We start from the raw sequence: 25,461 nt of genomic DNA on the forward strand, positions 1-25,461 counted from the left end.
ATAAATTTTATCTCCTGCACGCTGAGAAATCAAACAAAAGTTTAGAAATTATTTATTTTTTTGTATTTTTGCCGTCAGATTTTTATTGAAAATAACACACTAATGAGCAATGTTTACGATAATATCCTTGGCCTGGTAGGAAATACTCCTATGGTGAAGCTAAATACTGTTACTAAAGATATTCCTGCAACCGTTTATGCCAAGTTAGAGTCATATAATCCTGGACATTCCACTAAAGATAGAATTGCGCTTCATATTATAGACAACGCCGAGAGAAAAGGTTTATTGAAAGAAGGTTCTGTAGTTGTAGAAACCACTTCCGGAAATACAGGGTTCTCTCTTGCCATGGTATGCATCATCAAAGGATATAAATGCATCCTCGCAGTAAGCGATAAAACCAAGCCTGAAAAGATTGCCTATCTGAAGGCTCTGGGCGCTACCGTTTATGTATGCCCGGCCAATGTTCCGGCTAATGATCCGCGTTCCTACTATGAAGTAGCTAAAAGGATAGCCGCAGAAACACCGAATTCAGTTTATATTAACCAATACTTCAATGAACTGAATATTGATGCACACTACCAGACCACCGGACCGGAAATATGGGAACAGACCCAGGGAAAAATCACCCATCTTTTTGCATGTACAGGAACCGGAGGAACCCTATCGGGGTCCGCTAAATTTTTAAAGGAAAAGAATCCGGATATCAAAATCATCGGAGTAGATGCCGACGGTTCTATTCTTAAAAGCTATCACGAAACCGGAGAAATCCATAAAGAAGATGTACATCCGTACCAGATTGAAGGTATGGGAAAAAACCTGATCCCTTCTGCCCTTCTCTTTGATAAAGTAGATGAGTTCGTACGGGTAAATGATGAAATGTCTGCCTACAGAACAAGGGAGATTGCCTTAAAAGAGGCCATAATGGGCGGATATACTACCGGAGCGGTTACACAGGCCCTCATCCAGTATGCACAATCTCACCAGTTTGCTGAAAATGACCTTGTGGTACTGATCTATCCTGACCACGGCTCAAGGTATATCACTAAAGTATACAGTGACAAATGGATGGCTGAACAAGGATTCATCAACAACTGTGTTCACAACTATGATGAAGTTTTCAAGACAGAATTCATTAAGTAATAAAACAACCACGATACAAATCAGGCCTTTTGATTATAAAAGGCTTTTTTAATTAAAAAAATATTATTGAAATGTTGGATATTTTTGAAAGAATAAAACAAAATCCTGGTCCTTTAGGACAATTTGCCGATTACGCTGAAGGATATTTTGTTTTTCCCAAGCTGGAAGGTCCTATCGGTCCGAGAATGAAATTTCAGGGTAAAGATGTTATCTTCTGGAGTGCCAATGATTATCTGGGACTCTGCAACCATCCGGAAGTTCTGGAAGCTGACGCCAAAGCTGCGGCAGAGTACGGAATGTTCTATCCGATGGGAGCCAGAGCCATGTCCGGAGAAACAGAACAGCACCAGCAGCTGGAAAAAGAACTGGCAGAGTTCACCCAGAAGGAAGCGGCTTATCTGCTTAACTTCGGGTATCAGGGAATGGTTTCCACTATTGATGCTCTGGTGACGAGACACGACGTTATTGTATACGATGCAGATTCACATGCGTGTATCGTGGATGGTGTACGCCTGCACATGGGAAAAAGTTTTACTTTCAAACATAATGATATTGCCAGTCTAGAAAAGAACCTGGAGCGTGCTACTAAGGTAGCGGAAGAAAACGGAGGCGGAATCCTGGTCATTACGGAAGGCGTTTTCGGAATGCGCGGAATGCAGGGGAAACTGAAAGAGATATGTGATCTCAAGTCAAAATTCAACTTCAGGTTATTGGTAGATGACGCACACGGATTCGGGACTTTGGGTAAAACCGGTGCAGGAGCAGGTGAAGAACAAGGCTGCCAGGACCAGATCGATGTCTATTTTTCTACATTTGCCAAATCTATGGCCGGTTTCGGAGCATTTATCTCCGGGAATGAAAATATCATCCGATACCTGAGATACAACCTTCGCTCCCAGATTTTTGCCAAATCCCTTACCATGCCAATGGTTATCGGCGGACTGAAAAGACTCGAACTGTTAAGGACCCGTCCTGAAATCAAAAATAAATTATGGGAAAATGTCCGTAAACTTCAGAACGGACTTAAAGAGAGAGGATACAACCTAGGAAATACGAATACCTGCGTAACGCCTGTTTTCATTCAGGGAACCACCATTGAGGCTACCCTTCTGGCTAAAGACTTACGTGAGAATTATGGTATTTTCACTTCTGTAGTCGTTTATCCGGTAATTCCTAAAGGCATGATCCTGTTGAGATTAATCCCAACCGCTTCCCATACTGACTCCGAAATCAACGAGACATTAGAGGCATTTGACGGAATCAGGGAAAAATTAACGTCCGGTCACTACAGGGAAATGGAAAAACAGATGGATATCGAATATAAACAGATGTAGATTGCATTATCCATTAAAAATATACTGCCGCTGAAGTTTTTCAGCGGTTTTTTATTTCTTTAAGGTTTAAATTTTAAATAATTAGCAATTCCAAAATTTTAACTTTTTTTAACTCAATATCGCCGGATATGATCGTAATCATGTTATATTCTGTTAAAAATTAGGCTCTTAACATTAGTAAGGGTACATTTGCTGGCATAATTTCAGAACCTACAATTATGAAACAACCCTTAAAGTACTTAAGAATTGTAATTTTGAGTTTAGTGTTAAGTTTAACTTCTACAGTGAGCCAGGCGCAGACCCATAAATACTTAGAAAAGAACAGAGCCATCGCTTCTGAACTTTCTGCAAAATACGGAATCCCGGCAGCCGTCATTCTTTCTGTAGCATTCGTTGAAACCGGTGGCGGTACCAGTAAAAGTTCTACCGTATACAACAACCACTTCGGCATCGTTGGAAAAAACAACTCTCATTCCAAATACAGAAGCTTTTCCTCAGTCAGAGAATCTTACGAAGCTTTTTGCCAACTCATCATTAAAAAAGATTATTATTCAGCCCTGAAAGGCAGCTTAGACTTCTCAAAATGGATCAAAGCCATTGCTTCAGCAGGATATTCCACACGCCCCGCGGAATGGATGCGAAGAATTAACCTGATTATTTCAAAATACAAGCTCGCAGATCAGTAAATCAATGAATACAGACTATCAATAAGCCCCATCACCGGGGCTTATTTTTTTGGATTGCTATTGTAGGGATTAAATTATCTGATTAAATTAGCTAAAAATTTCCTGGAGCTTTATGAATGCAAACAGAAATTGGAGGGTAGTCGTTTTACTCACCTTATGCTTTGTTATTTACTTCCTTACCTCGATAGCCATTTCTGTTTTGGATGTACACTGGAAACCATTACAGAATGTAAACCTGATATCGGAAGTCATCAATCCTGATAAAATAAAGGACAGAAATCTGTCACACGACAGCCTGGCGAATCCTAAGCTGCAACAGGCAAACAGGGAAAAAGATTTTGAGCTCTACGAGAAAGCTGATCTGATCACCGATTTTTCCAAGGGAGACAGCCTGACTGCATTGCCACATCTGGCAGAGAAGCTGTACCAGCTGAAAAAGACCGGAAAAGGAAAAATAAGGATTGCCTATTTCGGGGACAGCATGATCGAAGGGGATTTGCTGACACGTACATTAAGGAAACTGCTTCAGAAGGAATTCGGAGGCAGCGGCGTAGGCTTCCTCCCGATTCAGAGCAAGGTAGCTCCGGTACGGGAATCTGCTGAGATTAAAGCATCCGGCTGGAAAACAGTCAACTTTATGGATAAGAGTGCCCATAATATGTACATATCCGGCTTCAGCTTTACAGGACCGGGAAGTACCCATTTCACCGATAAAACTTTACAGAAAGGTATTATTACCAATAAATATTTTATTTTCGGACGCGCTTCCGGCGGAGCCGCAATCAATTATGACGGCAGCAATATTCCCCTGACCGGACCTGGATTGGTTAACAGACAGCTGATGGCTAAAGATACCCTGCAGTCTTACACACTTAAAAGCGGCAATTCACAGGTGCCTTGTTATGGGGTAAGCTTTGAATCGGATAACGGTATTTTTGTAGACAATTTTTCGTTCCGCGGAATTACAGGGGTAGAATTCAAGAAAATAGATGAAGATTTTTTAAAGGCTGTACAGCAGGAAAATAAATATGACCTTATTGTGATGCAATATGGCGTGAACCTTCTTTTCAGGCCAAATGATACGGATTATTCCTATTATGCCAAAATTATGACGCCCAACCTGGTAAAGTTCAAAAGTGCATTTTCAGGAAGTGATATCCTGATGGTCAGTACTGCTGACCGTGCTTTCCGGTACAATGGCGAATACCAGTCTGCAAAAGGGATCCATCAACTGGTACAGACCCAGGCTCAGATGGCATTTGATAACGGGCTTTGCTTCTTTAACCTTTTCAAAACCATGGGAGGTGACAACTCCATTGTTCAATGGGCTTCAGCTGACCCGCCGCTTGCCAATAAGGATTATGTGCATCCCAACGGTAAAGGAGCAGACATCCTCGCAGAAAAACTATACCGTGTTATGATGAAAGATTACCATAATTATACTTCTAAAAAAAGAACTGTACAATGAACCGGGTACAAGATCTCCTCTCTACTTTCGACTGGAAAATGTTTTTACACCAGTTCGTATACGACAGCAAAAACCCCTTGCTCTTCAACAATGGGTTCTTTGTGTACTTCTTTACGCTATTCATCATTCTTTTCTATATTTTAAGGAACCATTATACCGCCAGAAGGTATGTTTTTACATTCTTTTCCCTCTACTTCTTCTATAAGGCCAGCGGATGGTTCGTAGGACTGGTGATTGTTTCGGCCATTGTCAATTATGCGCTATCCAATGTCATCTTTCACAGCCGGAAGAAAGGCTGGAAAACCATGCTCCTGGTCCTGAGTGTCATCTTCAATCTTGGACTGCTGTTTTATTATAAGTACACCAATTTCTTTATTACACTCTATAATGAATTCACCAATGCTAATGTCCACCCGCTGAACATCCTGCTGCCGATAGGGATTTCTTTTTTCACGTTTGAAAATTTAAGCTATACCATAGATGTGTACCGGGGAGATTTCAAGCCGGCAAAAAAATTTACGGATTACCTGCTCTTCCTTTCCTTCTTTCCTAAGCTGATGATGGGACCTATCGTGCGTGCCCACGATTTTGTGCCACAGATCAGCCAGCCGTATTACCTGTCTGAAAGGGATTTTGCCATGGGTTTTTACCTGATTATTTCAGGGCTGATCAAAAAACTTATTATTTCCGATTATATTACGCTGAATCTCGTCAACTATATCTTTGATAACCCTGCCCTGCACGTGGGCCTGGAAAACCTGTTTGCCGTATACGGTTATGCGATGGTGATTTACTGCGACTTCAGCGGTTACAGTGATATTGCGATCGGGATTGCCTTATGGCTGGGAGTTAAAATTCCGGCCAATTTCAGGTCGCCGTACCAGAGTAAGAATATTACCGAATTCTGGCGCAGATGGCATATTTCATTGTCTTCCTGGCTGAAGGATTACCTGTATATTCCTTTGGGCGGAAACCGGAAATTTTCCATCGCTTCGTTTATTTTCGTACTGGCATTCCTGTCTGGGACGTATTTCATGTCTGTTAACCTCTTTAAGCTTGCCCCGCTGTATGCCGGCCTGATTACGTTGCTGATGCTCATGATCTTCATCCTTCCGGCTATCATCACAAAAAATACTAAAGGTATTGCTGCGAATTTCAACCTGCTTACGACCATGCTTCTGGGCGGATTCTGGCACGGTGCCAGCTGGAATTTCATCATTTGGGGAGCCATCCACGGAATCGGTTTAGGACTGCATAAAATATGGATGTTGCTTACCGGAAAGTCATTTTCCCGATTCAATAACCATATCGTTTACAGGGTTTTTATGGGAATCATTACCTTTCATTTTGTCTGCTTCGGATGGATTTTCTTCAGGGCAGAGGACTTTGATATGGCAGTCTCCATGCTGAAACAGATCTTCTTTAACTTTGATATACAGGCTTTTGCGCCGTTCTACGAAAATTATAAAGGCGTTTTGGGAATGATTGTCCTGGCAATGGCTATCCATCTTATTCCGGAAGATACCGTCGACAAGCTGATCGCCAGAAGGGAAAGATTCCCGATGATCATCTACATCATCATTTTCTTTGCCTTCCTTCTGCTATACGGATATTTCAAGTCTGCTGAACAGGTGCTGCCGATCTATCTGCAATTCTAGTTCCTCCCATCAGTAAAGAGTTTGGAAAAAGCTTTCCAGATCAGTTCAGCCTGGCTTTCGTAACCGGGCTTTACATAATGTACGCCATCGCCACTCGCCTGCTTCTTTACCTGCGCTTTTCTGAATGATCCCTTCCCTCCGCTTGCTGTGTACAGATCAAAAAATGCTGTTTGATTGGATACTGCGGCTTCCTTCATCCAGCTGATGATCTCAGGAACCCGGTTCTGCTTCGGCATATTATCCGGAGGCGAAACCAGCAGGACCGGCAGGCCGGGTGATGCTTCCCTGAATTTCCGGATCAGCGTGGAGATATTACTCTGGAATTCCTCTTTTTCAATGGGTGCAAATGCTTCATTGGTTCCCAAAGCAATAATCAGGATATCAGGAGCAATCGTCTTTAGCTGCTCCACCTGCAAAGGATATTTAAGGAAATCGCCATAGGTTGCTCCGTTAACGCCTACCGTATTGAAGACGACCCCTCTATCTGTGTTCTTCAGGAACTGGAATCCGTAAAATATACTTCCGGGAAGGCTGGTACGCATCAGAAAAACATTCCGGGGCTGTGTAAAATCTACCTCGGTTTTAAATCCGGTAAATTTCTGTTTACGGATCAATGTGATGTAATTTTCAAAATCAGAATTGTAATCGAAATAATTTCTTTCCACTTTATATACGTTTCCCGGTACCGGATGCATGATCTGATCCCCGTTAAGCTGCCTGAACCTGGTCGTTGTATTATTATACTTTGAGACTATTTCATGGAACGTTTCTCCCTCTGCAGCCGTATGATTAAGCCGTTCTGTCTTCTTCACGATAAAATTCTTCAGCGGCTGCTGCTCAGTGTATACGCTGAATTCCTGTCCGTCCATACTTCTGTCATGATAGATAAAAAGTTTGTCGAATCGGTCTGCAGGGTTTTTAAAGGTGATTTCCAGGAAAGGGTTTTGTTTGCTGCCGATGACGAATCCGCTGGCTCCCATTTCAGGAAACAACTTCTGTTCGTGAACCAGACGGAAAGTTTCCCAGGCCTGATTGCTCGCAGATTCAAAATCTTCGGCGCCATTCGTATTGGCAACATGGTACGGAAAAACAAGCCCTCTGCCTGCATTGCCGTAACGGTCCTGGAATTTTTTCCTCAAATATGAAGTGAGCCAGTCGGCCTGGATGTGGGAATCTCCCATGAACAGGATTGTGGAAACCGTATTTTGTTTCAGTTTTTCTGTGAAAGGTTTAAGGACCTCACTGTTCTCTATTTCCTGAGCCTGGCCGTTGAATAAAAACAATATAAAAAGAAAGCTGATGCTTTTTCGGGTAATTTTCATACCGTGAATTTATACATTTTTCTGCAAAACCTACAGTAGCAAACAAAATAAGTAAGTCTGAATTTTAAATCTTAACTTTGCAAAAATTTTCCTGTTGAAAGACCTGCTCCTGATTACTCCCCCTTTTACGCAGCTGAATACTCCCTATCCGGCTACAGCCTACATCAAAGGTTTCCTGAATACCAAAGCTGTTTCATGTTATCAGTCAGATTTAGGTATTGAAGTCATCATTGCGCTATTTTCTAAAAAAGGACTGGCCAATATTTTTGATGTGCCGGTTAACCTTCATGAAATTTCAGACAATTCGCAAAGGATTTTCACACTGAAATATGAATATATCAAAACCATCGATCAGGTTATTCTCTTTTTGCAGGGTAAAAATCCTACTTTAGCACGGCAGATCTGCAGCATGAACTTTCTTCCCGAAGCTTCGCGTTTCAACCAGCTGGATGATATGGAGTTTGCTTTCGGGAACATGGGGATGCAGGACAAGGCCAAACATCTGGCGACCTTGTATTTGGAAGATATTTCGGATTATATTGTTGAAAATATTGATAGCGATTTCGGATTCAGCAGGTATGCGGAACGGCTGGGAAAAAGTGCGTATTCCTTTGATGAATTATATGCAAAGCTCACCGGAAAGACAACTTTTATTGACGGGATCACCCTACACATCCTTAAAGAAAGAATGGAAACGGTACAGCCGAAACTGGTTTGCTTTTCCGTTCCATTTCCGGGAAATTTATATTCGGCATTCCGGTGTGCACAGTGGATCAAAACCCATTATCCTGATGTGAAAACCGCTATGGGAGGAGGATTTCCGAATACGGAGCTTAGGGAAATCAAAGACACAAGGGTATTTGAGTTTTTCGATTTCATTACCCTTGATGATGGGGAACTTCCTCTTGAACTTTTATGTCAGAATATTCATGCATCGGAAAATCAGGAATTCAAAAGGACTTTCCTGGTGGAAAACGGACAAGTAGCCTATAAAAACAATTCTACGAGAAAGGATTACCGGCAGGCGGATATCGGGACACCCGATTATTCGGATCTGTTGCTGGACCGGTATATTTCCGTGATCGAGATTGCCAATCCCATGCACAGCCTCTGGAGTGACGGCCGTTGGAATAAATTAACCATGGCCCATGGATGTTATTGGGGGAAATGTACTTTCTGTGATATTTCCCTGGATTATATTAAAATCTATGAACCGATCTCTGCGAAGATCCTGGTGGACCGGATGGAAGAACTGATCCTTACCACCGGAGAAACTGGATTCCATTTTGTAGATGAAGCGGCCCCGCCGGCACTGATGCGCGAAGTAGCCCTCGAAATCCTGAGAAGGAATCTGGTGGTTACCTGGTGGACGAACATACGCTTCGAAAAAAGCTTTACCCGAGATCTTTGCTTTCTGTTAAAGATGTCCGGATGCGTTGCGGTTTCCGGCGGACTGGAAGTAGCCGGTGACCGGCTGCTGAAACTGATCGATAAAGGAGTTTCCGTAGCTCAGGTTGCCGATGTAACGCGTAATTTTACCGAAGCCGGAATTATGGTCCATGCCTATCTGATGTACGGTTACCCTACGCAGACCGTTCAGGAAACAGTTGACTCCCTGGAGATGGTACGGCAGCTGTTTGAAATGGGTATTGTACAAAGCGGTTTCTGGCACCAGTTTGCCATGACGGCCCATTCCCCTGTCGGGCAGAACCCTGAGGCCTTTGGCGTCATCCCGGTACGGCAGGAAATTCAGTTTGCTCACAACGATGTAGATTTTAAAGACCAAACAGGAATTGACCATAACCGTTTCAGCTTCGGACTGAAAAAATCCCTGTTCAATTATATGCATGGGATTAATTTCGAACTGCCGCTTCAGGAATGGTTTGATTTTAAGATTCCGACCACTACCATCCATCCGGATTACATTCATGACTGTCTGCTGGACAACGAAGACTTCAAATTCAAACCCAACTCAAAAATCGTCTTTTTAGCCAAAAACGTAATCGCTGAGAATCGCGTAAAAATAAAAAAGAAATACTCTGGTGCATATACGCTGCTTACATTCCACTTAAAAACCAATATTGTAAAAGCGGAAATGGAACAGGAACATGCAGAGTGGCTAATGGGCATTTTAGAAGAACATGATATAGAAAACCCTAAAAAGCTTATGCTTCAGCAACTTAAAGTTTATTTTGAAGAGCAGTTTGAAAATTTTGAGCTGTTCTGGTTTTCAAAACCGATGCAGCAATTGAAGGAAAACGGTGTCATTCTGTGTCTTTAAATTTTCGCAAAACCTGACCGCAATTTTCTCTTATTAAATTTTTTTCGGATATCAATCAGAATTTTATTCCTTTTTTAAAGTCTATCTGCAATAAGGACATTATAATCATAAAAATTCCCGGATTAACCGGGAATTGTTTTGTACTATAGTCAGGATTATTTCTGCACGCCGTCTTTTGTCACTTCCCCTACAATCACTTTTTCCTGAACTTTAATAAAGTTCGGATCCATGATGGCCAGACGTTCCGCAATGGCTTTATAGGTCGGGACTTTCAGAAGAGAAGCTCTTCCCGATATTTCGCGGTATAAGGTAAAGGTTTTACCTCCGGCGGTCTTAATCTGTTTGGTCGTCGTAATGTATTTGCCGATATACTTGCTTTTCGCATCATATATTTCAAGGTCGACAAATGTCTTTTCAGAAATGGTATTATCCGATCCGAAACTGACCGGAAGATTGGTAAAATATCCCACGGGTACACCATTGCTGAGGATTTCGCCAACATTATTGACCTCAATTTTAAGCTTGTCAATTTTACTCCTTACCGTATAGGCATCTTTCGTTTTCGCATCCAGCTTCCTTTTAGGTGGGTTTTTGAAAAGCTCATCCAGGTTCCTGATGTTGATTCCCCGGTTATCAATGATCTTAAATCCCTTTACGGAAGTATACACCGCTGATTTTTCTTCACCCGAAAATGCAGATGGCGAAATGTAGTCCAGTTCTAGCGTCTTGTCGTTATTGTAGATCCGGGTTAATTTAATGTAGCTGTCGCGGACGGAATCCACAATACTTTTATCAATAAACTCCATGGTATAAGTAGGAGTTTCCTTGAGATCCATAAAAGTATATTCACTGGATCTGTGGGATATTTTGGCTACCGGAATGCCATCCAGCTGTATCACGCCATGTTTGGTTTTTATATTCTGGGCATTGAGAAACAGGCCCAACACTGTAAAGAATATGATAATACCTCCTTTCATACAATCAGATTTCTACATCACAAAAAAAAGTGTAACCAAAGTTACACTTTCTTGAAAATATATTTAGCTTTTCATTTAATTATTCGCAAAGAATGATTCCTTTGTTATGATTAAATTCTACAACACCACTGGTAATAGGATAAGAAAAAACAGAATCTTTTTCATTTTCTTTGGTGAAATTCTTAGCATAAGCTTCATTGATGGCTTTCGCATACAGCTTTACTTTACCTCCCACTAAAGAAGAAACGATGCCTGCGTGGTTTTTCATGATGTGAAATTCACCATGCTTGCCCGGCAACAGTACAGAATCTACTTCTCCTTCAAAAACTACGTATTCTGGTGTTAAAATTTTTATATTCATTTTTTATGAATTATAGATTATAGATTTTAAATTTTAAATGATATTATCAATCTAAAATCTAAAATTTAACATTTAAAATTTCTTAAGCGTTTTCAGCTAACATTTTTTGTCCGGCTTCAATAGCTTCTTCAATGGTTCCTTTAAGGTTGAAAGCAGCTTCCGGTAAGTGATCCAGTTCTCCGTCGATGATCATGTTGAAACCTTTGATGGTATCTTTGATATCTACCAATGATCCCGGGATCCCTGTAAACTGTTCTGCAACGTGGAAAGGCTGAGATAAGAATCTCTGAACTTTTCTTGCACGGTATACAACAGATTTATCTTCTTCGGAAAGTTCTTCCATACCAAGGATAGCAATAATATCCTGAAGTGCTTTATATCTCTGAAGGATTTCTTTTACTCTTTGTGCACAGTTGTAATGCTCTTCACCGATGATTTCCGGAGCAAGGATTCTTGACGTGGAAGCCAAAGGATCTACCGCAGGATAGATACCCAGTGAAGCGATCTTTCTGTCCAGTACTGTAGTGGCATCCAAGTGGGCAAACGTTGTAGCAGGAGCCGGGTCAGTTAAGTCATCCGCAGGTACGTAAACCGCCTGTACGGAAGTAATGGATCCGTTTTTAGTGGAAGTAATCCTTTCCTGCATCGCTCCCATCTCAGAAGCAAGTGTCGGCTGGTAACCTACCGCAGAAGGCATACGTCCAAGAAGTGCAGATACCTCAGAACCTGCCTGGGTGAAACGGAAGATGTTGTCTACGAAGAACAGTACATCTCTACCCTGTCCGCTTTCTCCACCGTCTCTGTAATATTCAGCCAAGGTAAGACCGGAAAGGGCTACTCTCGCTCTTGCACCTGGTGGCTCATTCATCTGTCCGAAAACGAAAGCTGCTTTAGAATCTTTCATGGCTTCTGTATCCACTTTAGAAAGATCCCATCCTCCGTTTTCCATAGAATGCATGAAATCGTCACCATACTTGATGATTCCGGATTCCAGCATCTCTCTTAAAAGGTCATTTCCTTCTCTCGTTCTTTCCCCTACACCGGCGAATACCGAAAGACCTCCGTGTCCTTTAGCAATATTGTTAATCAACTCCTGGATCAGTACGGTTTTACCTACACCGGCACCACCGAACAAACCGATTTTACCTCCTTTTGCGTAAGGCTCAACAAGGTCGATTACTTTGATACCTGTAAATAAAACTTCTGCAGAAGTTGAAAGCTGATCAAATTTAGGTGCTTCTCTGTGGATTGGTAAACCTCCCTCTTTGGAAACATTCTGCATTCCGTCGATAGCATCACCTACTACGTTGAAAAGTCTTCCGTTTACAGCCTCACCGATAGGCATGGTAATAGGATTTCCGAACCCGATGACATCCTGACCTCTTTTAAGACCGTCAGTCGCGTCCATTGCGATACATCTTACTGTATCTTCTCCAATATGCTGCTCTACCTCTAAAACTACTTTTTCACCGTTTTCTTTGGTAATTTCTAACGCGTCATAAATACTTGGAATAGCTTCCACATCTGTAAAGACTACGTCGATTACCGGACCAATAATTTGAGAAATTTTTCCTTTAATTTGGTTTGCCATTGCTAAATTTTTTCTTGGTGCAAATATAATGATTCTTCATTAACCCGCAATTGTTAAAAAACAGATTTTTATCATACTTTTATCAATGCAGGAAAATAAGAATTTAATGCGGTCCCAACGGATAAATCCACCGCTGTTATTGGTCAGCCGTTATCTCGGTACATTCTTACATTATTTCCTATATTTGCAGTCAAAATTTTTCCGTTTTGAACGTTTATAAAAATTTCAGCGATTATACTTCACACAGACCTCTCGCATTGTCTTTAGGGATGTTTGACGGTGTGCATATCGGCCATAAAAGCATTATTGATGAACTGAAAAAGACCGGACATGAGAAAGATCTGGAAACCGCTATCCTTACTTTCTGGCCGCATCCGAGATTTGTTTTCAATCCTGACGAAGACCTGAAACTCCTGAATACACTGGATGAGAAGACTGTCCTGATGGAAAAGTACGGCATTCAGAACCTCTTCCTGAAAGAGTTTGATGCCGGGTTCAGGAACCTTACCGGTGAAGAATTTGTCCGTCAGATCCTGGTTGATGCCCTGCATGTAAAATATCTGATTATCGGTTACGACCACTCCTTCGGGAAAAACAAAAGCGGAAACTTTGAACTGCTTCAGAAGCTTTCCGGGGAGCTGGGCTTTGAAGTCGAACAGATGGAGGCGATCAATATCCACGAAAATAACATCAGCTCCACTAAAATCCGTAAGGCACTTTTAACGGGAAACATCAGGGAAGCCAATGAAATGCTGGGATATTCCTATTCCGTTTCGGGAACTGTTGTTCACGGGAAGAAGATCGGGAGGACCATCGGCTATCCTACCGCTAATATTGAAACGGATTCCATTAAGCTTCTTCCTAAAAAAGGAGCGTATATCGTTGAAGTCTTTGTACAGGGCAAGCACTACAAAGGGATGTTGAGCGTGGGAACCAATCCGACCGTTAACGGAGAGAAACTTACCGTAGAAGTATACATCCTTGATTTTGCAGGAGATATTTACGGAAAAGACATCACGGTGAGATTCCGGGATTTCCTGCATGACGAAATTAAGTTCGAAGGCATGGACAAGCTAATTGAAAGACTGGATGAAGATAAAAGATTAACCGAAGAATTTGAATTCTAACGATTTATAATTTCTTCTTTCGCTTTTTTCGTCAGCGAATTAAATACCAATTCATACGACTGATCGATTAATTTAAAAATCAGGTCTCTCTTTAAACCATCCGTCATCACCGAATTCCAGTGGGTTTTATTCATATGAAATGCTCCGTTGACCTGCGGATATTGCTCCCGAAGTTCTGCACTCCATTCCGGATCTGTTTTTACATTGATCTGAAGCGGCATTCTTTCCAGCGGCATCAGAAGGAACATTTTACCGCCAACCTTTAAAACCAGGGTTTCATTATCGAAAGGAAAACTTTCGGTTACCCCTTTCTTCGCGAGGCAGTAGTCAAGAATTTCATTGGCATCCATACGGTAACAGCATAGTATTTGAATAACCAATATTATTAAAATTTTATAAATTAAAGCAATCAATTTGCGATTAATTTCAACCCATAACCCTTCAATGATATGAAAGCCCTAGTTATCGGCGCTACAGGTGCCACAGGAAAGGATCTGGTACATCAGCTGTTAGAGGATCACGACTTTGATCGCGTCGATATATTTGTAAGAAAACCGGTGGATATCCGGCATCCGAAGCTTACCGTTCACGTCATCGATTTTGATGCCCCTGAACAATGGAAACCGCTTGTTACCGGTGATGTCGCATTTTCATGCCTTGGTACCACACTTAAGGCTGCCGGAAGTAAAGAAGCGCAGCATAAGGTGGACTATGATTATCAGTACCGGTTTGCAAAAGCTGCAAGAGAAAATGACGTGGAAGATTATGTGCTGGTTTCGGCCTATGGCGCGAATCCGAAATCCAAAATATTTTATTCCAGGATGAAAGGCGAGCTGGAAGAAGCGGTGAAGAGATTACATTTCAATAAAATCACCGTTTTTAAACCGGGAATGCTGGAAAGAAAGGATTCAGACCGCACCGGAGAAGTCCTGGGAAGCCGGATCATTAAATTTGCCAACAGGCTTGGCCTTCTGGAAAGCCAGAAACCATTGCCAACTGATGTGCTGGCTAAAGCCATGATTAATTCATCGAAAATAAAAAGCAATGGCTACTCCAGTATTAAGCTGGGAAATATTTTTGGTTTTGCGGAAAAAGCTCATAATACTGTAACAATGAAATAATGTAACAGTGTAACAGTGTCAAGATTGGTCAATTTTAACACTGTTACATTATTACATTGAATGATCTATTTCAGGTATTTCGTAATGGCCTCGTCCGTAGGTTTTGTAGTACTTACGAAAGAATCAATCAGCTTACCGTTTTCATCGATCAGGAATTTCGTAAAGTTCCATAGGATGGTCGTATTTTTAACACCGTTCAGATCTTTTTCAGTAAGATACTTGAAGATCGGTGCAGTATCATCCCCTTTTACCGAAACTTTAGCAGCCATCGGGAAGGTTACCCCATAATTTTTCTGGCAGAAAGCACCGATTTCCTTATTGGTTCCCGGCTCCTGTCCGCCAAAGTTGTTGGCAGGAAATCCAACAATGACCAGTTTGTCTTTGTATTCCCCGTACAGTTTCTCAAGATCTGCATACTGAGGCGTAAATCCGCATTCTGATGCCGTATTGACCACAAGGATTTTCTTTCCTTTGAAATCTGCAAAATTGATTTCTTTTCCGTCCAGACTTTCTACTTTGTAGTCGTAAATGGTCTTTCCCATAAGCGCTTTGGTTTTTGTTTTGGATGCTTCACTTTTCTTCTGGGCACAGCTGTTGAAAAAAGCCATGAAAGAAAGCAGCAGTAAAAAGATTTTTTTCATAATGGATGTATTATTTAAATTTGAAGGTATTCGCCGGGAATACTTTATTGGTATCGATCCTGTTGATCAGCATTACGTAATCCCCGTCTTTCTTGGAACTGGAAGACTCTATCCTAAACGGCATCATCAGGTTGCCTACTTTTTTGTAGTCTGAATAATTCAGGGTTTCATCTTTCTTGATTTCCTTTAAAAGCATATAGGTTTTGGTATCGAAATAATAGATGTTATTATTGAAATTTTTAGTCAGCTCGACTTTATGGCAATAGATATTCCCGATTTTTTCCTTTCCCAGGTATTGTGCAGTAAATCCTTTGTTGTCCCAGTCGATAAAGTCATTATCAAAATTTTCAGGGACATATTCGGCGTACTCCTGCAGCTTATTGGCTGCATAGTTCATGGCATACCCTTTCGTACCGTCATATCCTTCAATCGCAGTCTCCTTATTGCCGATGGTAATCACCGTTTTAGTGAGGTTGGGACGTTCCTGATAGATCCTGATCGGGTATTCATCTTTAACGCCCAGAACAACCTTTCCCTGAAGCATTACCGAGTTAAGAAGCTTCCAGTTCGTAAGTCCTCCGGACAGTTCAATATTTTTATCGATAATTTCCTTTGCCGTCTGAGCCAAACACCACTGGGAACAAACCAGAATAAATGCCAACAGTAATTTCTTCATTAATTCTTTTTATAAGTTCAAATATAATGCTTTTTAATTTGAAGTTTTTAATTAGGTTATTTGAAAATGTGGTGCTTGTCTGATATTTTCAAATTGTTTCACGTTCAAATGTTCAAATTAATTGTCTGGCTTTCTCCAGATCTTCCGGTGTATCGATGCCTACTCCGATAAAATTGGTTTCTATCATCTTGATTTTCATTCCGTATTCCAGGTATCGGATGCATTCGATCTTTTCAGCAATTTCCAAAGGCTTCATTTCGAGGCTTGAAAACTGGATGAGCGCATGCTTCCTGAATGCATAAACCCCGATATGCTTAAAATAACTCACCTCGTAAGCCGTTTCCCTGTGAAAAGGAATGACAGAGCGGCTGAAGTAAAGCGCAAAGCCATTGTTATCCGTAATTACCTTTACATTATTCGGGTTTTCAATCTCTTCTTTGTCATGCAACCTTATTTTTAAGGAAGCGAGGGAAATCTCCTGGTTATGGTCTTCCCTGAAAACTCCGATCAGCTGCTGTAAAGGTTCCAGCTTCAGAAATGGTTCATCACCCTGAACATTGATGACAATATCACAATCGATGTTCTGGACAGCTTCTGCTATACGGTCGCTGCCGGTTTCATGCTGGCCGGTCATCACCGCTTTTCCACCATTACCGACAATCTCATTGAAGATTATTTCCGAATCCGTAGCGACAAAAACTTCTTCAAACAAACCGGTCTCCACCACATTCTGATAGGTGGTAGTAATGACTGTCTTGTCTCCCAGTGTCTGCATCAGCTTGGCCGGAAAACGGCTGGCTTCATACCGTGCAGGAATTACAGCAATGATTTTCATAAAATAATAAAAATGTAGCAATATAACAGTGTAATAGTGTAGTAATTGATTATTAAACTATTACATTGTTACACTGTTATATTGGTATATTAAAATAATAACTATTTAAGATTATTCAAACTATTCTCAAGCTTCGGCATCATGGCTGAAATTTCCTCTGTAGCCAATCCTCCTACGGAAGCTCTGAACCAGGGCTCGGATTTTTCCTCCCCGAAAGCTGAGAATGGAACCAAGGCAACCCCCGCTTCGTTAATTAAGTAGAATACCAAATCGGAAGAATTTTCGATCACCGTTCCGTCAGGCTTCGTTTTTCCGATATAGTCAAATTTTATCGTAAGATACAGGGCTCCCATCGGTTCGATGCTGTCTACGGCAAGGCCTTTATTTTTAAGGTCCTGGATCCCACTGTGAAGTACTTTCAGGCTCTGTTCCAGTTTCCCTTTGAAATCTTCCACAAAGGCATTCACGTCTTCAGGGTTTTCATAATATCTTGCCGTGGCCTCCTGCTCCGGTTTCGGTGCCCATGCACCAACGTGCGTAAGGAGCGCTTTCATTTTGTCAATGATAGGTGCAGGACCGAATCCCCATCCTACCCGTACTCCGGTTGCAGCCAGGCATTTGGAAATCCCGTCGATATAAATGGTGTAGTCTTTCATTTCCGGGAAAAGGGAAACAGGATCTACATGCTCTGCCCCAAACGTAAGGTTGGAATAAATCTGGTCATACATCAGGTAAAGCGGCTTTTCATCTTCGCCTCTTTTTTTGTTTTCGGCCAGGATCAGTTCACAGATCTCAGAAAGCTGTTCCCTGGTGAACATGGTTCCGGTAGGATTCAGTGGAGAACAAAGTGCTACCAGTACAGCACCATCCAGATGCGGTTGAAGATCAGCAGCAGTCGGAAGGAAGTTATTCTCAGGCGTTGTCTTTACTTCTACAGCGTCGGCTGAAGTAAGGTAGGCGTAGTGGTTATTGTTCCATGAAGGGATCGGATAGACTACTTTATCCCCTTCATCAACAATGGTCTTGTAAACGGCATAAATCAGGGGTCTTGAACCTGCTGTAATGAGGATGTCATCAGGCGCATAATCCAGGTTCCATCTGGTTTTAAGGTCTTTGGAAACCTCTTTTCTCAAAGATAAAAGTCCGTTAGCCGGCGGATAATTCGTCAGGTTATTCTGATAGGCTTTCTGAATTTCTTCTTTCAGTTTTGCCGGTATCGGATAGATATTAGAATTCAGGTCTCCAATGGTAAGGTTGGCAATTTCAGCACCTTTTGCTTTCAAATCATTGACTTCATTACCAATTTTTACAATTTCGGAACCAATCAGGTTCGCCGCTAATTTTGAAACTTTCACTTTATTTTTATTTAATAGGATTAATGGAATAACTTATCCATGCAGCAGTTTAACAATCATTGGTATATTATTAAACTGCTGTACAGGTGCATTATTTTATGTTAATTGCAGGTCTCTTTTTACCTGCTCTGCTTTTTCTTCGAGTGCCTGAAGGGTATCTGCAAACTCAGCTTCTGAGGCCAGTGCTCCTTTCACAGAAATGTAGAATTTAATTTTAGGTTCTGTTCCCGAAGGCCTTACGCAAACTTTTGTCCCGTCCTGTGTATAATAAATCAATACATTGGATTTAGGAATGTCGGTGATAGCCTTACGTTCCCCTTTAGAGATCAGGAAGCTGGTCTGCTCTTTAAAGTCCTTTACTTCTTCCACAGGTGAACCGGCCAGTTCTTTCGGCGGATTTTCCCTGAAGTTTTTCATCATGTCCAGAATTTCTTCTGCTCCTTCCCTGCCTTTTCTGACCAGGTTAACCAATGCTTCGTAGTACATTCCGGTTTCCTGATAGATCTCCATCAGGTACTGGTACATGGTCCTGCCATTGGCTTTGCACCATGCTGCAATCTCGCAGGCCAGGAGGATGCTTCCGCATGAATCTTTATCTCTCACAAAATCGCCGGTCATAAACCCGAAGCTTTCTTCGCCTCCGCATATAAATTTTTCTTTACCTTCGAAATCACGGATCATCTTTCCGATCCATTTAAATCCGGTCAATCCAACTTTGCAGCCTACGCCAAACTTCTGGGCAATATCAAAGAAGATATCGGAAGTTACGATGGTAGAACCGATGAATTCTTTTCCGGTAATTTTTTCCTGCTTTCTCCACTCATTAAGAATGTAATAGGTCAGAATCGTGTTGGTCTGGTTACCGTTCAGCAATTGCATTTCACCTTCAAGGTTCCTTACGGCAATTCCAAGACGGTCTCCATCCGGGTCAGTACCGATCACGATATCCGCATTGGTGATCTTAGCAAGATCCATCGCCATTTCCAGGGCAGCAGGCTCTTCCGGGTTCGGAGAGTCTACCGTAGGGAAATTCCCGCTTGGGATCATCTGCTCAGTCACCAGGTCGATTTTTTTGAATCCTGCTTTTTCCAGTGCTTTGGGAACGGTAGTATACGTAGTCCCGTGGATGGACGTGAACACGATGTTCAGGTTTTCTTTCCCAACATTCTGATAGGTGGAATGTTCAATGCAGGCATCGATATAGACATCATCCTGCTCTTCACCGATCCATTCGATCAGGTCATCATTTCCGTTGAATTTAATTTCATCAAATTTTACGGAATATACTTCACTGATGATGGCTTCATCATGCGGTGGAACAATCTGTGCCCCGTCATTCCAGTATACTTTGTAGCCGTTATATTCCGGCGGGTTATGGGAAGCCGTAAGAACAATCCCTCCGTTGCATTTTCTGTCACGTACGGTAAAAGACAGCTCCGGTGTCGGCCTGTGATCTTTGAAAAGAAGGACTTTTATTCCGTTGGCTGTTAAAACATCAGCAACCAGTTTTCCGAACTCTTTTGAATTATTTCTTACATCGTAGGCAATCGCTACTTTAATTTCTTCATTGGGAAACTGCTTTAACATATAGTTTGCAAGTCCCTGTGTAGCTTGACCTAACGTGTATTTATTTAAACGATTGGTTCCTACACCCATTACGCCACGCATCCCTCCTGTCCCGAATTCCAGTTCCCTGTAAAAAGAGTCTTCAAGATCCGGAGAATTGCCTTCAATCAGAAGCTGGACGGCTTTTCTTGTTTCTTCATCGAATGATTCGTGCAACCAAAGTTGTGCTTTTTCTAATGTTGTCATATTATATTTTGTAGTCGTTTGTAATGTATTGAATTTTGAATAAAATAAGTATTATCTGAATAATAAAACAGATCAGTTCAGCAGTTTCCGTTCGATACGCGCAGTTTTATCTGCCTTAAAAGCTTTGATCGGCTCATTGTAATACAATAGTTTTGCCGTGTTCTGAACATTTCCAGATAAAGAATCTTTTACATTGAGTTCAGCATAATTTCCGTTTTTCGAGTCGAGTTTCAGGTTGTCTATTTTCCAGTAAGGAGCGATAAGGCTTGCCGTATCTGAAATCTTAATGACTGCCTGTTTGGTCTGACCTAAAAAATTAGCCCTGCTTTTGTTCAGCATTTCTACTTCTGCTTTTCTGGTGTTGATGGAACCCATGAAAATAGCATTATTTTTAAGACTGAGCTTAAAATTATCGGTTTTGATCTCGCTGGAAATATTCATCTCCACGGAATCCGAAATACTGATCTGTGCCGGACTGTATTTTGAATAAACAGTCACGTTATAGAAATCCACTCCTTTCACGCCTCTCTTTTCTTTAATGGAAAGGGTTTTGTTGTCAACATCTACGTCGAGGTTACCGGCAATATTCGGATAGGTTTCTATCTCAACAAAATTTTTCGGTCCCCGGGCATAGAACACCCGGAATTTACCTTCCAGGTTAATGTTGTTAAAATCTTCGACCTCAAGATCTTTCTTTGTAATATTTCCTTCCGGTGATATTTTACCGCAGGAAATCAGAAATAAAAATACAGTGAGGAGTATATAAAAATATCTTTTAGTCATCTTAATAAAGGGTAGAATAAATTAAAACTGCTACAAAAATCGTACACAATACGATCCCGATGATTAACGGTTTCCATATCGGCTTTTTATCATACTGGGTTTCATCCGGAAAATATTTCGGGAAGAAGTAAAAAGCCAGTAAGCATCCTCCTGTAAACCCGCAAAAATAAGCATACGTGCTTTTGGGGTTTTCCTGAAGGTTGCCGATCACGATGGTAATAATGGTCACCAGTACAGAAACAGCCAGGACAATATAAGATTCCCTGTCTTTTTTGGCTTCCCTTAAATTCAGGAATAATAAAATACCACCAAAAAGCGTAGAGAAAAACACAGAAAAACCGATGATGGCCTGCTTGGAATATATTCTCGGCCTGTTGTGATCCATACTCATTAAATTACTTCGTCGATATTGTAATTTTTATGCTCTCTGTTGGTCCTGATGATCATTTCTCCCAGGAAGCCGGCAATGAACAGCAATGTTCCCATAATCATCATGGTCAAAGCGATGAAAAACCATGGATTATTGGTGATCAGGTGTCCGTAAATACCTCGCGCAACATCAATCAGCTTGGACAGTCCCAGCCATAATGCAGACAGAAATCCTACAATGAACATGATGGTTCCTACGGCACCGAAAAAATGCATCGGCCTTCCGCCAAAACGGCTGACAAACCACAGGGTTACCAGGTCCAGGAAACCTCGGATAAACCTTTCGGTTCCAAATTTAGAGGTTCCGTACGGCCTTGCCTGATGCTGTACCTCCTTTTCCGTAATTCTCCTGAATCCTGCATTGGCAGCCAGTACAGGGATGTACCGGTGCATGTCGCCATAGACATCGATCGACTTCACCACCTGTTTTTTATAGGCTTTCAGCCCGCAGTTGAAATCGTGGAGATGGACACCGGATACTTTTCTCGCTGCTGCATTGAAGAGTTTGGACGGAATATTTTTGGTCATGACATTGTCATACCGTTTTTTCTTCCACCCGGAAACAATATCGTAGTTGTCTTGCATGACCATGGCATACAGCTCCGGGATTTCTTCCGGAAAATCCTGAAGATCGGCATCCATAGTAATCACCACTTCCCCGTTGGCCCGGGCAAAAGCGGCGTGAAGAGCCTGGGATTTCCCGTAATTCCTGGAAAATTTAATACCGTGGATCTGCGGATGCTGTATCTTAAGATTTTCAATAATATTCCATGAAAGGTCTGTGCTGCCGTCATCTACAAACCAAATTTCATAGGTTAACTGGCTGGTTCTGCACACGGTATCGATCCTGGAAAAAAGTTCTTCCAGGGAAGCTTCTTCATTCAGCAGCGGAATAATGATGGATAAATTCATTGAATGGTAATACGTTTATTCTTGACTGTTTTCCTGGTACACGGTTCTCGTTCTGAAAAATGCTCCGAAAAACAATGACAAAACTACGTAAAATATCAGTATTGCGGCAAAATATCCTGAAAAATGACTCGCCGTAAGCATATCTTTTCCTTTAACGGCATCCGGTGAAAAACTCTGCACCCTTTCTTTGTATTTCTGGTCCAGCTCATCAATGTCTTTCTGGTGCTTTAAAATTGTACGGGCAGAGGTATATTCTTTGTCCAATTCGGATTTCTGCCTTTGCACATACTGGTAATTCAGAAGCTTTTTGGCATCAGGATCTGCAAAATTCAGATAGGCATATATGCTTACAATGGAAAGGATGCCCCCGATGAACATGGGAACAAAAGCTCTTTTGAATGCCTGCTTGAAGCTTACTGTGCTGTGATTGTTCCAATAGGATTTCACAGACCAGAAAGCGGTACCGGCATACAGTATCGGCAGCACGAAAGCGTTCACTTTCAGGGTGGTATCGAAATAGTCTACACCTGAGAAAAAATAATAGACCACAAAGAAGATGATCATAGTGGCTGCGAAAAGTATAATTCCTAATGTTGAAGGGCTTTTTGTCATGTCTTTTGTTTTAGAAAAATCCTGAAAAATTATTGCGCTTAATCTCAGCATTTTAGCACTGAAAGCTATTTTTTAGCAGAATTTTTCTTTGATAATATTTTTAAGTTTACAATTTATTCCTATCTTTGCACCGGCAAGTCCTACACAACCAGCTCCTGAGAATCCTCCAGGGTGGGAACGCAGCAAAGGTAATTGGTCGTAGCGGTGTGATGTAGATAGCTTGCCATTTTTTTTTGGTACTAAGTGAAGAGAGGTAATTTGAAAATTATCTTTTTTTGTTTCCATACGGTCCAACATTTTCATTTTCAAATTACCTTTATTTCTATATTAAAATTCGAACTCCTCGCCCAGTTTCGGTAAAACAAGTTCCGTATTCTTATCGGCAAAATGCTTTAATGCTTCCTCGTGGCTGATTTCAATAGCCGGGAAAGTATCAAAATGACATCCGATTACTTTAGGCGTTCTCAGCAATTCAGCAGCCGCAAATGCCGCCAGTTCCGCATCCATGGTATAATGTCCTCCGATAGGCAGGATGGATACATCCAGGTTACCGTACAGCTTCTGGAAAAGGCCCATATCCGCCATAAGTCCGGTGTCCCCTGCCAGGTATATGTTTTTACCTTCAGGAAGCCTGAAAATATAGCCTACAGGCACGCCGCCATAGCTACCGTCTGAAAATGAACTGGTATGCTGGGCAGGAACCATGGAAATCTTTAAATCATCAATGTCTGCTGTACCCCCGAGATTGAGGTCAATTGTATTGGCCGCATTTTTAAAGTGACCGCAAACTTCCGGAACCCCGATCACTGCTGCCTGCGGATGGTATTGCAATACTTCTTCCACATCTGCGGTGTGGTCCCCGTGCGCATGGGTGAGAAGGATATAATCTATCTTCTGTGCGGTAATATCGAATCCAGATTCCGCTTTTTTGTAGCTGTAAAAAGGATCTGCCAGGATAGTTTTATCCTTGTAGGTAAACAGAAAACAGCTTTGTCCTAAAAATTGTATTTTCATTTTTTATTATTATTTAAAATTACTCCATCAGTGTATGATGGTTTGGGATTAAATTCCGTTGACTGCCAGCCGGAAACATGGATGACAGCAATCTGAAAGACCGCCAGAAAAGTCCCGGCTATAAGCTTTTCCGGAAAATCAGTATAAATAGAATACTTTCAATGGCTGTAAAGACCATCACAACATAAGCCCCAATAGACATTTCAGCGATAGTCAATCCCATTAGCCGGCTCCACCTTCAATCACAGAAAAAATACTGCAGCCGGCAAAACGATATCCTTGAGGGTATCTTAGGCGGCATATGTAAAAGATCTAATGACTTACCTGAAGAAATTAAGCCCGATAGCAGTAAGCGCAGCCATTGCAAATGTCATGATGCCTACCTGCTTCAGGAAAGGATCTAATTCTCTTGGTTCCTTAATGGCCATTATTTTCCTTCTGACCTTCATCATCGGCAACAGCAGGATCATCACGATAAATACGTAATAATTTTGTGACTGGAAAAATCCGTTAACCCCTAAAAACATCAGCATCAAAATTAACGGAAGCTGTAGCAGCACCATTTCGTAGATCATGGCATTTTTGTAGCCGATCCTTAAAGCAAAGCTGTGTTTCCCGGATAAACGGTCGCTTTCTATATCGCGCATATTATTGAGGTTCAGTACGGCCATGCTCATCATTCCAACAGCTGTCCCCGGAAGAAGCATGTCCCAGCTGAACGTTTTGGTAAACAGGAAATAACTTCCGCATACGGAAACAAGCCCGAAAAAGATGAAGACAAAAAGATCTCCCAATCCCATATAGCCGTAAGGCTTTTTCCCTATCGTGTATCCGATGGCCGCCAGAATACAGGCTACGCCCAATCCGATGAATAGATAAAATTCATTAAGGTATCCGCCCGGAATAAAAGCCAAGTACAATAATGCAACGGTTGCCAGAAACGAAAAAACCGATAAAATAATTACCGCATTCCTCATCTGGCCGGCTGTGATCCTTCCTGAGGCCACTGCCCTCGATTCCGCTTCCACTACTCTTTTGGCATCGGTTCCTTTTACTCCGTCACCATAATCATTGGCATAGTTAGACAGGATCTGGTACAGTAAAGTAACCAGAAGAGCCAGGGCAAATATCCTCCAGTCCCAGGTTCCTCCTTCTCCGTACAGCCTCCATTTGGCAATGAAAGACCCCATAATAATTCCGCTTAACGACAGCGGCAGTGTTCTCAGCCTTGCGGCTTTAATCCAATCCTTCATAGTTTATAAGTAATGGGCAATGAGTAATAGATAATCAATAATGGAATTAAAATTGCTCATTACTCATTACCTA

At 41.6% G+C, this 25,461-nt stretch carries 24 protein-coding genes and 1 other RNA gene; 9 read left to right on the plus strand and 16 right to left on the minus strand.

Annotation, left to right across the window (positions count from 1 at the left end; translation table 11 throughout):
- Positions 1-102: 102 nt before the first annotated feature.
- From CGB83_RS02320 to CGB83_RS02340, 5 genes are all read left to right on the plus strand, one after another.
- On the plus strand, positions 103-1,140 hold the full coding sequence (locus CGB83_RS02320; protein ID WP_100074330.1) for a PLP-dependent cysteine synthase family protein: 1,038 nt from the start codon (positions 103-105) through the stop codon (positions 1,138-1,140).
- A gap of 74 nt (positions 1,141-1,214) precedes the next feature.
- Positions 1,215-2,474, plus strand: a complete 1,260-nt coding sequence (locus tag CGB83_RS02325; RefSeq protein WP_172954730.1) for an aminotransferase class I/II-fold pyridoxal phosphate-dependent enzyme — start codon at positions 1,215-1,217, stop codon at positions 2,472-2,474.
- A gap of 263 nt (positions 2,475-2,737) precedes the next feature.
- Entirely contained in the window at positions 2,738-3,160 is a 423-nt protein-coding gene (locus CGB83_RS02330; protein ID WP_228420192.1) for a glucosaminidase domain-containing protein, read from the plus strand.
- A gap of 112 nt (positions 3,161-3,272) precedes the next feature.
- Positions 3,273-4,628: an SGNH/GDSL hydrolase family protein gene (locus CGB83_RS02335; RefSeq protein ID WP_100074333.1), complete on the plus strand. Its 1,356-nt coding sequence runs from the start codon at positions 3,273-3,275 to the stop codon at positions 4,626-4,628.
- Positions 4,625-6,286 (plus strand): MBOAT family O-acyltransferase, encoded by a 1,662-nt coding sequence (locus CGB83_RS02340; protein ID WP_100074334.1) that lies wholly within the window; start codon positions 4,625-4,627, stop codon positions 6,284-6,286. Before CGB83_RS02335 ends, CGB83_RS02340 begins: the two co-directional genes overlap by 4 nt.
- On the opposite strand, the gene CGB83_RS02345 is transcribed toward CGB83_RS02340, so the two are convergent.
- On the minus strand, positions 6,283-7,608 hold the full coding sequence (locus CGB83_RS02345) for a GDSL-type esterase/lipase family protein (protein ID WP_100074335.1): 1,326 nt from the start codon (positions 7,606-7,608) through the stop codon (positions 6,283-6,285). The genes CGB83_RS02340 and CGB83_RS02345 overlap by 4 nt on opposite strands.
- Before the next feature lie 94 nt (positions 7,609-7,702).
- On the opposite strand from CGB83_RS02345, the gene CGB83_RS02350 reads away from it, so the two are divergent.
- On the plus strand, positions 7,703-9,889 hold the full coding sequence (locus tag CGB83_RS02350) for a B12-binding domain-containing radical SAM protein (RefSeq protein ID WP_100074336.1): 2,187 nt from the start codon (positions 7,703-7,705) through the stop codon (positions 9,887-9,889).
- A 155-nt stretch (positions 9,890-10,044) separates the two neighbouring features.
- On the opposite strand, the gene CGB83_RS02355 is transcribed toward CGB83_RS02350, so the two are convergent.
- The 3 genes from CGB83_RS02355 to atpD form a co-directional block, all read right to left on the minus strand.
- Complete coding sequence (locus CGB83_RS02355) at positions 10,045-10,866, minus strand: hypothetical protein (protein ID WP_100074337.1); 822 nt, start codon at positions 10,864-10,866, stop codon at positions 10,045-10,047.
- A 79-nt stretch (positions 10,867-10,945) separates the two neighbouring features.
- A complete protein-coding gene (locus CGB83_RS02360; RefSeq protein ID WP_100074338.1) occupies positions 10,946-11,227 on the minus strand; it encodes a FoF1 ATP synthase subunit delta/epsilon in 282 nt (93 codons plus the stop codon).
- 82 nt (positions 11,228-11,309) lie between these two features.
- A complete protein-coding gene (gene atpD, locus CGB83_RS02365; protein ID WP_100074339.1) occupies positions 11,310-12,818 on the minus strand; it encodes a F0F1 ATP synthase subunit beta in 1,509 nt (502 codons plus the stop codon).
- Positions 12,819-13,024: 206 nt separating this feature from the next.
- Between atpD and CGB83_RS02370 the strand changes: the two genes are divergently transcribed.
- On the plus strand, positions 13,025-13,945 hold the full coding sequence (locus CGB83_RS02370; RefSeq protein ID WP_100074340.1) for a bifunctional riboflavin kinase/FAD synthetase: 921 nt from the start codon (positions 13,025-13,027) through the stop codon (positions 13,943-13,945).
- Here the strand turns inward: CGB83_RS02370 and CGB83_RS02375 are convergent.
- A complete protein-coding gene (locus tag CGB83_RS02375) occupies positions 13,942-14,295 on the minus strand; it encodes an MmcQ/YjbR family DNA-binding protein (RefSeq protein WP_100074341.1) in 354 nt (117 codons plus the stop codon). The genes CGB83_RS02370 and CGB83_RS02375 overlap by 4 nt on opposite strands.
- Before the next feature lie 99 nt (positions 14,296-14,394).
- Between CGB83_RS02375 and CGB83_RS02380 the strand changes: the two genes are divergently transcribed.
- Positions 14,395-15,066 (plus strand): NAD(P)H-binding protein, encoded by a 672-nt coding sequence (locus CGB83_RS02380; RefSeq protein WP_100074342.1) that lies wholly within the window; start codon positions 14,395-14,397, stop codon positions 15,064-15,066.
- 65 nt (positions 15,067-15,131) lie between these two features.
- On the opposite strand, the gene CGB83_RS02385 is transcribed toward CGB83_RS02380, so the two are convergent.
- The 9 genes from CGB83_RS02385 to CGB83_RS02425 all read right to left on the minus strand — a co-directional run bounded on the left by CGB83_RS02385 (position 15,132) and on the right by CGB83_RS02425 (position 23,121).
- Positions 15,132-15,707, minus strand: coding sequence for a glutathione peroxidase (locus CGB83_RS02385; RefSeq protein ID WP_100074343.1), 576 nt, complete (start codon positions 15,705-15,707; stop codon positions 15,132-15,134).
- Between the two features lie 10 nt (positions 15,708-15,717).
- Positions 15,718-16,383, minus strand: a complete 666-nt coding sequence (locus tag CGB83_RS02390; RefSeq protein WP_100074344.1) for a histidine kinase — start codon at positions 16,381-16,383, stop codon at positions 15,718-15,720.
- 112 nt (positions 16,384-16,495) lie between these two features.
- Positions 16,496-17,218, minus strand: a complete 723-nt coding sequence (kdsB, locus tag CGB83_RS02395) for a 3-deoxy-manno-octulosonate cytidylyltransferase (protein WP_100074345.1) — start codon at positions 17,216-17,218, stop codon at positions 16,496-16,498.
- Positions 17,219-17,319: 101 nt separating this feature from the next.
- Complete coding sequence (locus CGB83_RS02400) at positions 17,320-18,573, minus strand: pyridoxal phosphate-dependent aminotransferase (protein WP_100074346.1); 1,254 nt, start codon at positions 18,571-18,573, stop codon at positions 17,320-17,322.
- Between the two features lie 96 nt (positions 18,574-18,669).
- Positions 18,670-20,385 carry a phospho-sugar mutase gene (locus CGB83_RS02405; RefSeq protein WP_100074347.1) on the minus strand — a complete coding sequence of 572 codons (1,716 nt, stop codon included), beginning with the start codon at positions 20,383-20,385 and terminating at the stop codon, positions 18,670-18,672.
- Positions 20,386-20,457: 72 nt separating this feature from the next.
- Complete coding sequence (locus tag CGB83_RS02410; RefSeq protein ID WP_100074348.1) at positions 20,458-21,168, minus strand: GIN domain-containing protein; 711 nt, start codon at positions 21,166-21,168, stop codon at positions 20,458-20,460.
- 1 nt (position 21,169) lies between these two features.
- The gene (locus CGB83_RS02415; protein WP_100077463.1) at positions 21,170-21,553 is read right to left on the minus strand and encodes a rhomboid family intramembrane serine protease; all 384 of its coding nucleotides are present in this window, start codon (positions 21,551-21,553) and stop codon (positions 21,170-21,172) included.
- Positions 21,554-21,558: 5 nt separating this feature from the next.
- The gene (locus CGB83_RS02420; protein WP_100074349.1) at positions 21,559-22,509 is read right to left on the minus strand and encodes a glycosyltransferase family 2 protein; all 951 of its coding nucleotides are present in this window, start codon (positions 22,507-22,509) and stop codon (positions 21,559-21,561) included.
- A gap of 15 nt (positions 22,510-22,524) precedes the next feature.
- A complete protein-coding gene (locus CGB83_RS02425) occupies positions 22,525-23,121 on the minus strand; it encodes a DUF4199 domain-containing protein (protein WP_100077464.1) in 597 nt (198 codons plus the stop codon).
- A 131-nt stretch (positions 23,122-23,252) separates the two neighbouring features.
- Here CGB83_RS02425 and ffs point away from each other — a divergent pair.
- An RNA gene (ffs, locus tag CGB83_RS02430) (signal recognition particle sRNA small type) lies at positions 23,253-23,350 on the plus strand.
- 98 nt (positions 23,351-23,448) lie between these two features.
- On the opposite strand, the gene CGB83_RS02435 is transcribed toward ffs, so the two are convergent.
- Positions 23,449-24,135, minus strand: coding sequence for a metal-dependent hydrolase (locus tag CGB83_RS02435; RefSeq protein WP_100074350.1), 687 nt, complete (start codon positions 24,133-24,135; stop codon positions 23,449-23,451).
- A 320-nt stretch (positions 24,136-24,455) separates the two neighbouring features.
- On the minus strand, positions 24,456-25,388 hold the full coding sequence (menA, locus tag CGB83_RS02440; protein ID WP_100074351.1) for a 1,4-dihydroxy-2-naphthoate octaprenyltransferase: 933 nt from the start codon (positions 25,386-25,388) through the stop codon (positions 24,456-24,458).
- Positions 25,389-25,461: the final 73 nt, after the last annotated feature.

The organism is Chryseobacterium camelliae (assembly GCF_002770595.1).
Taxonomy (GTDB): Bacteria; Bacteroidota; Bacteroidia; order Flavobacteriales; family Weeksellaceae; genus Chryseobacterium; species Chryseobacterium camelliae.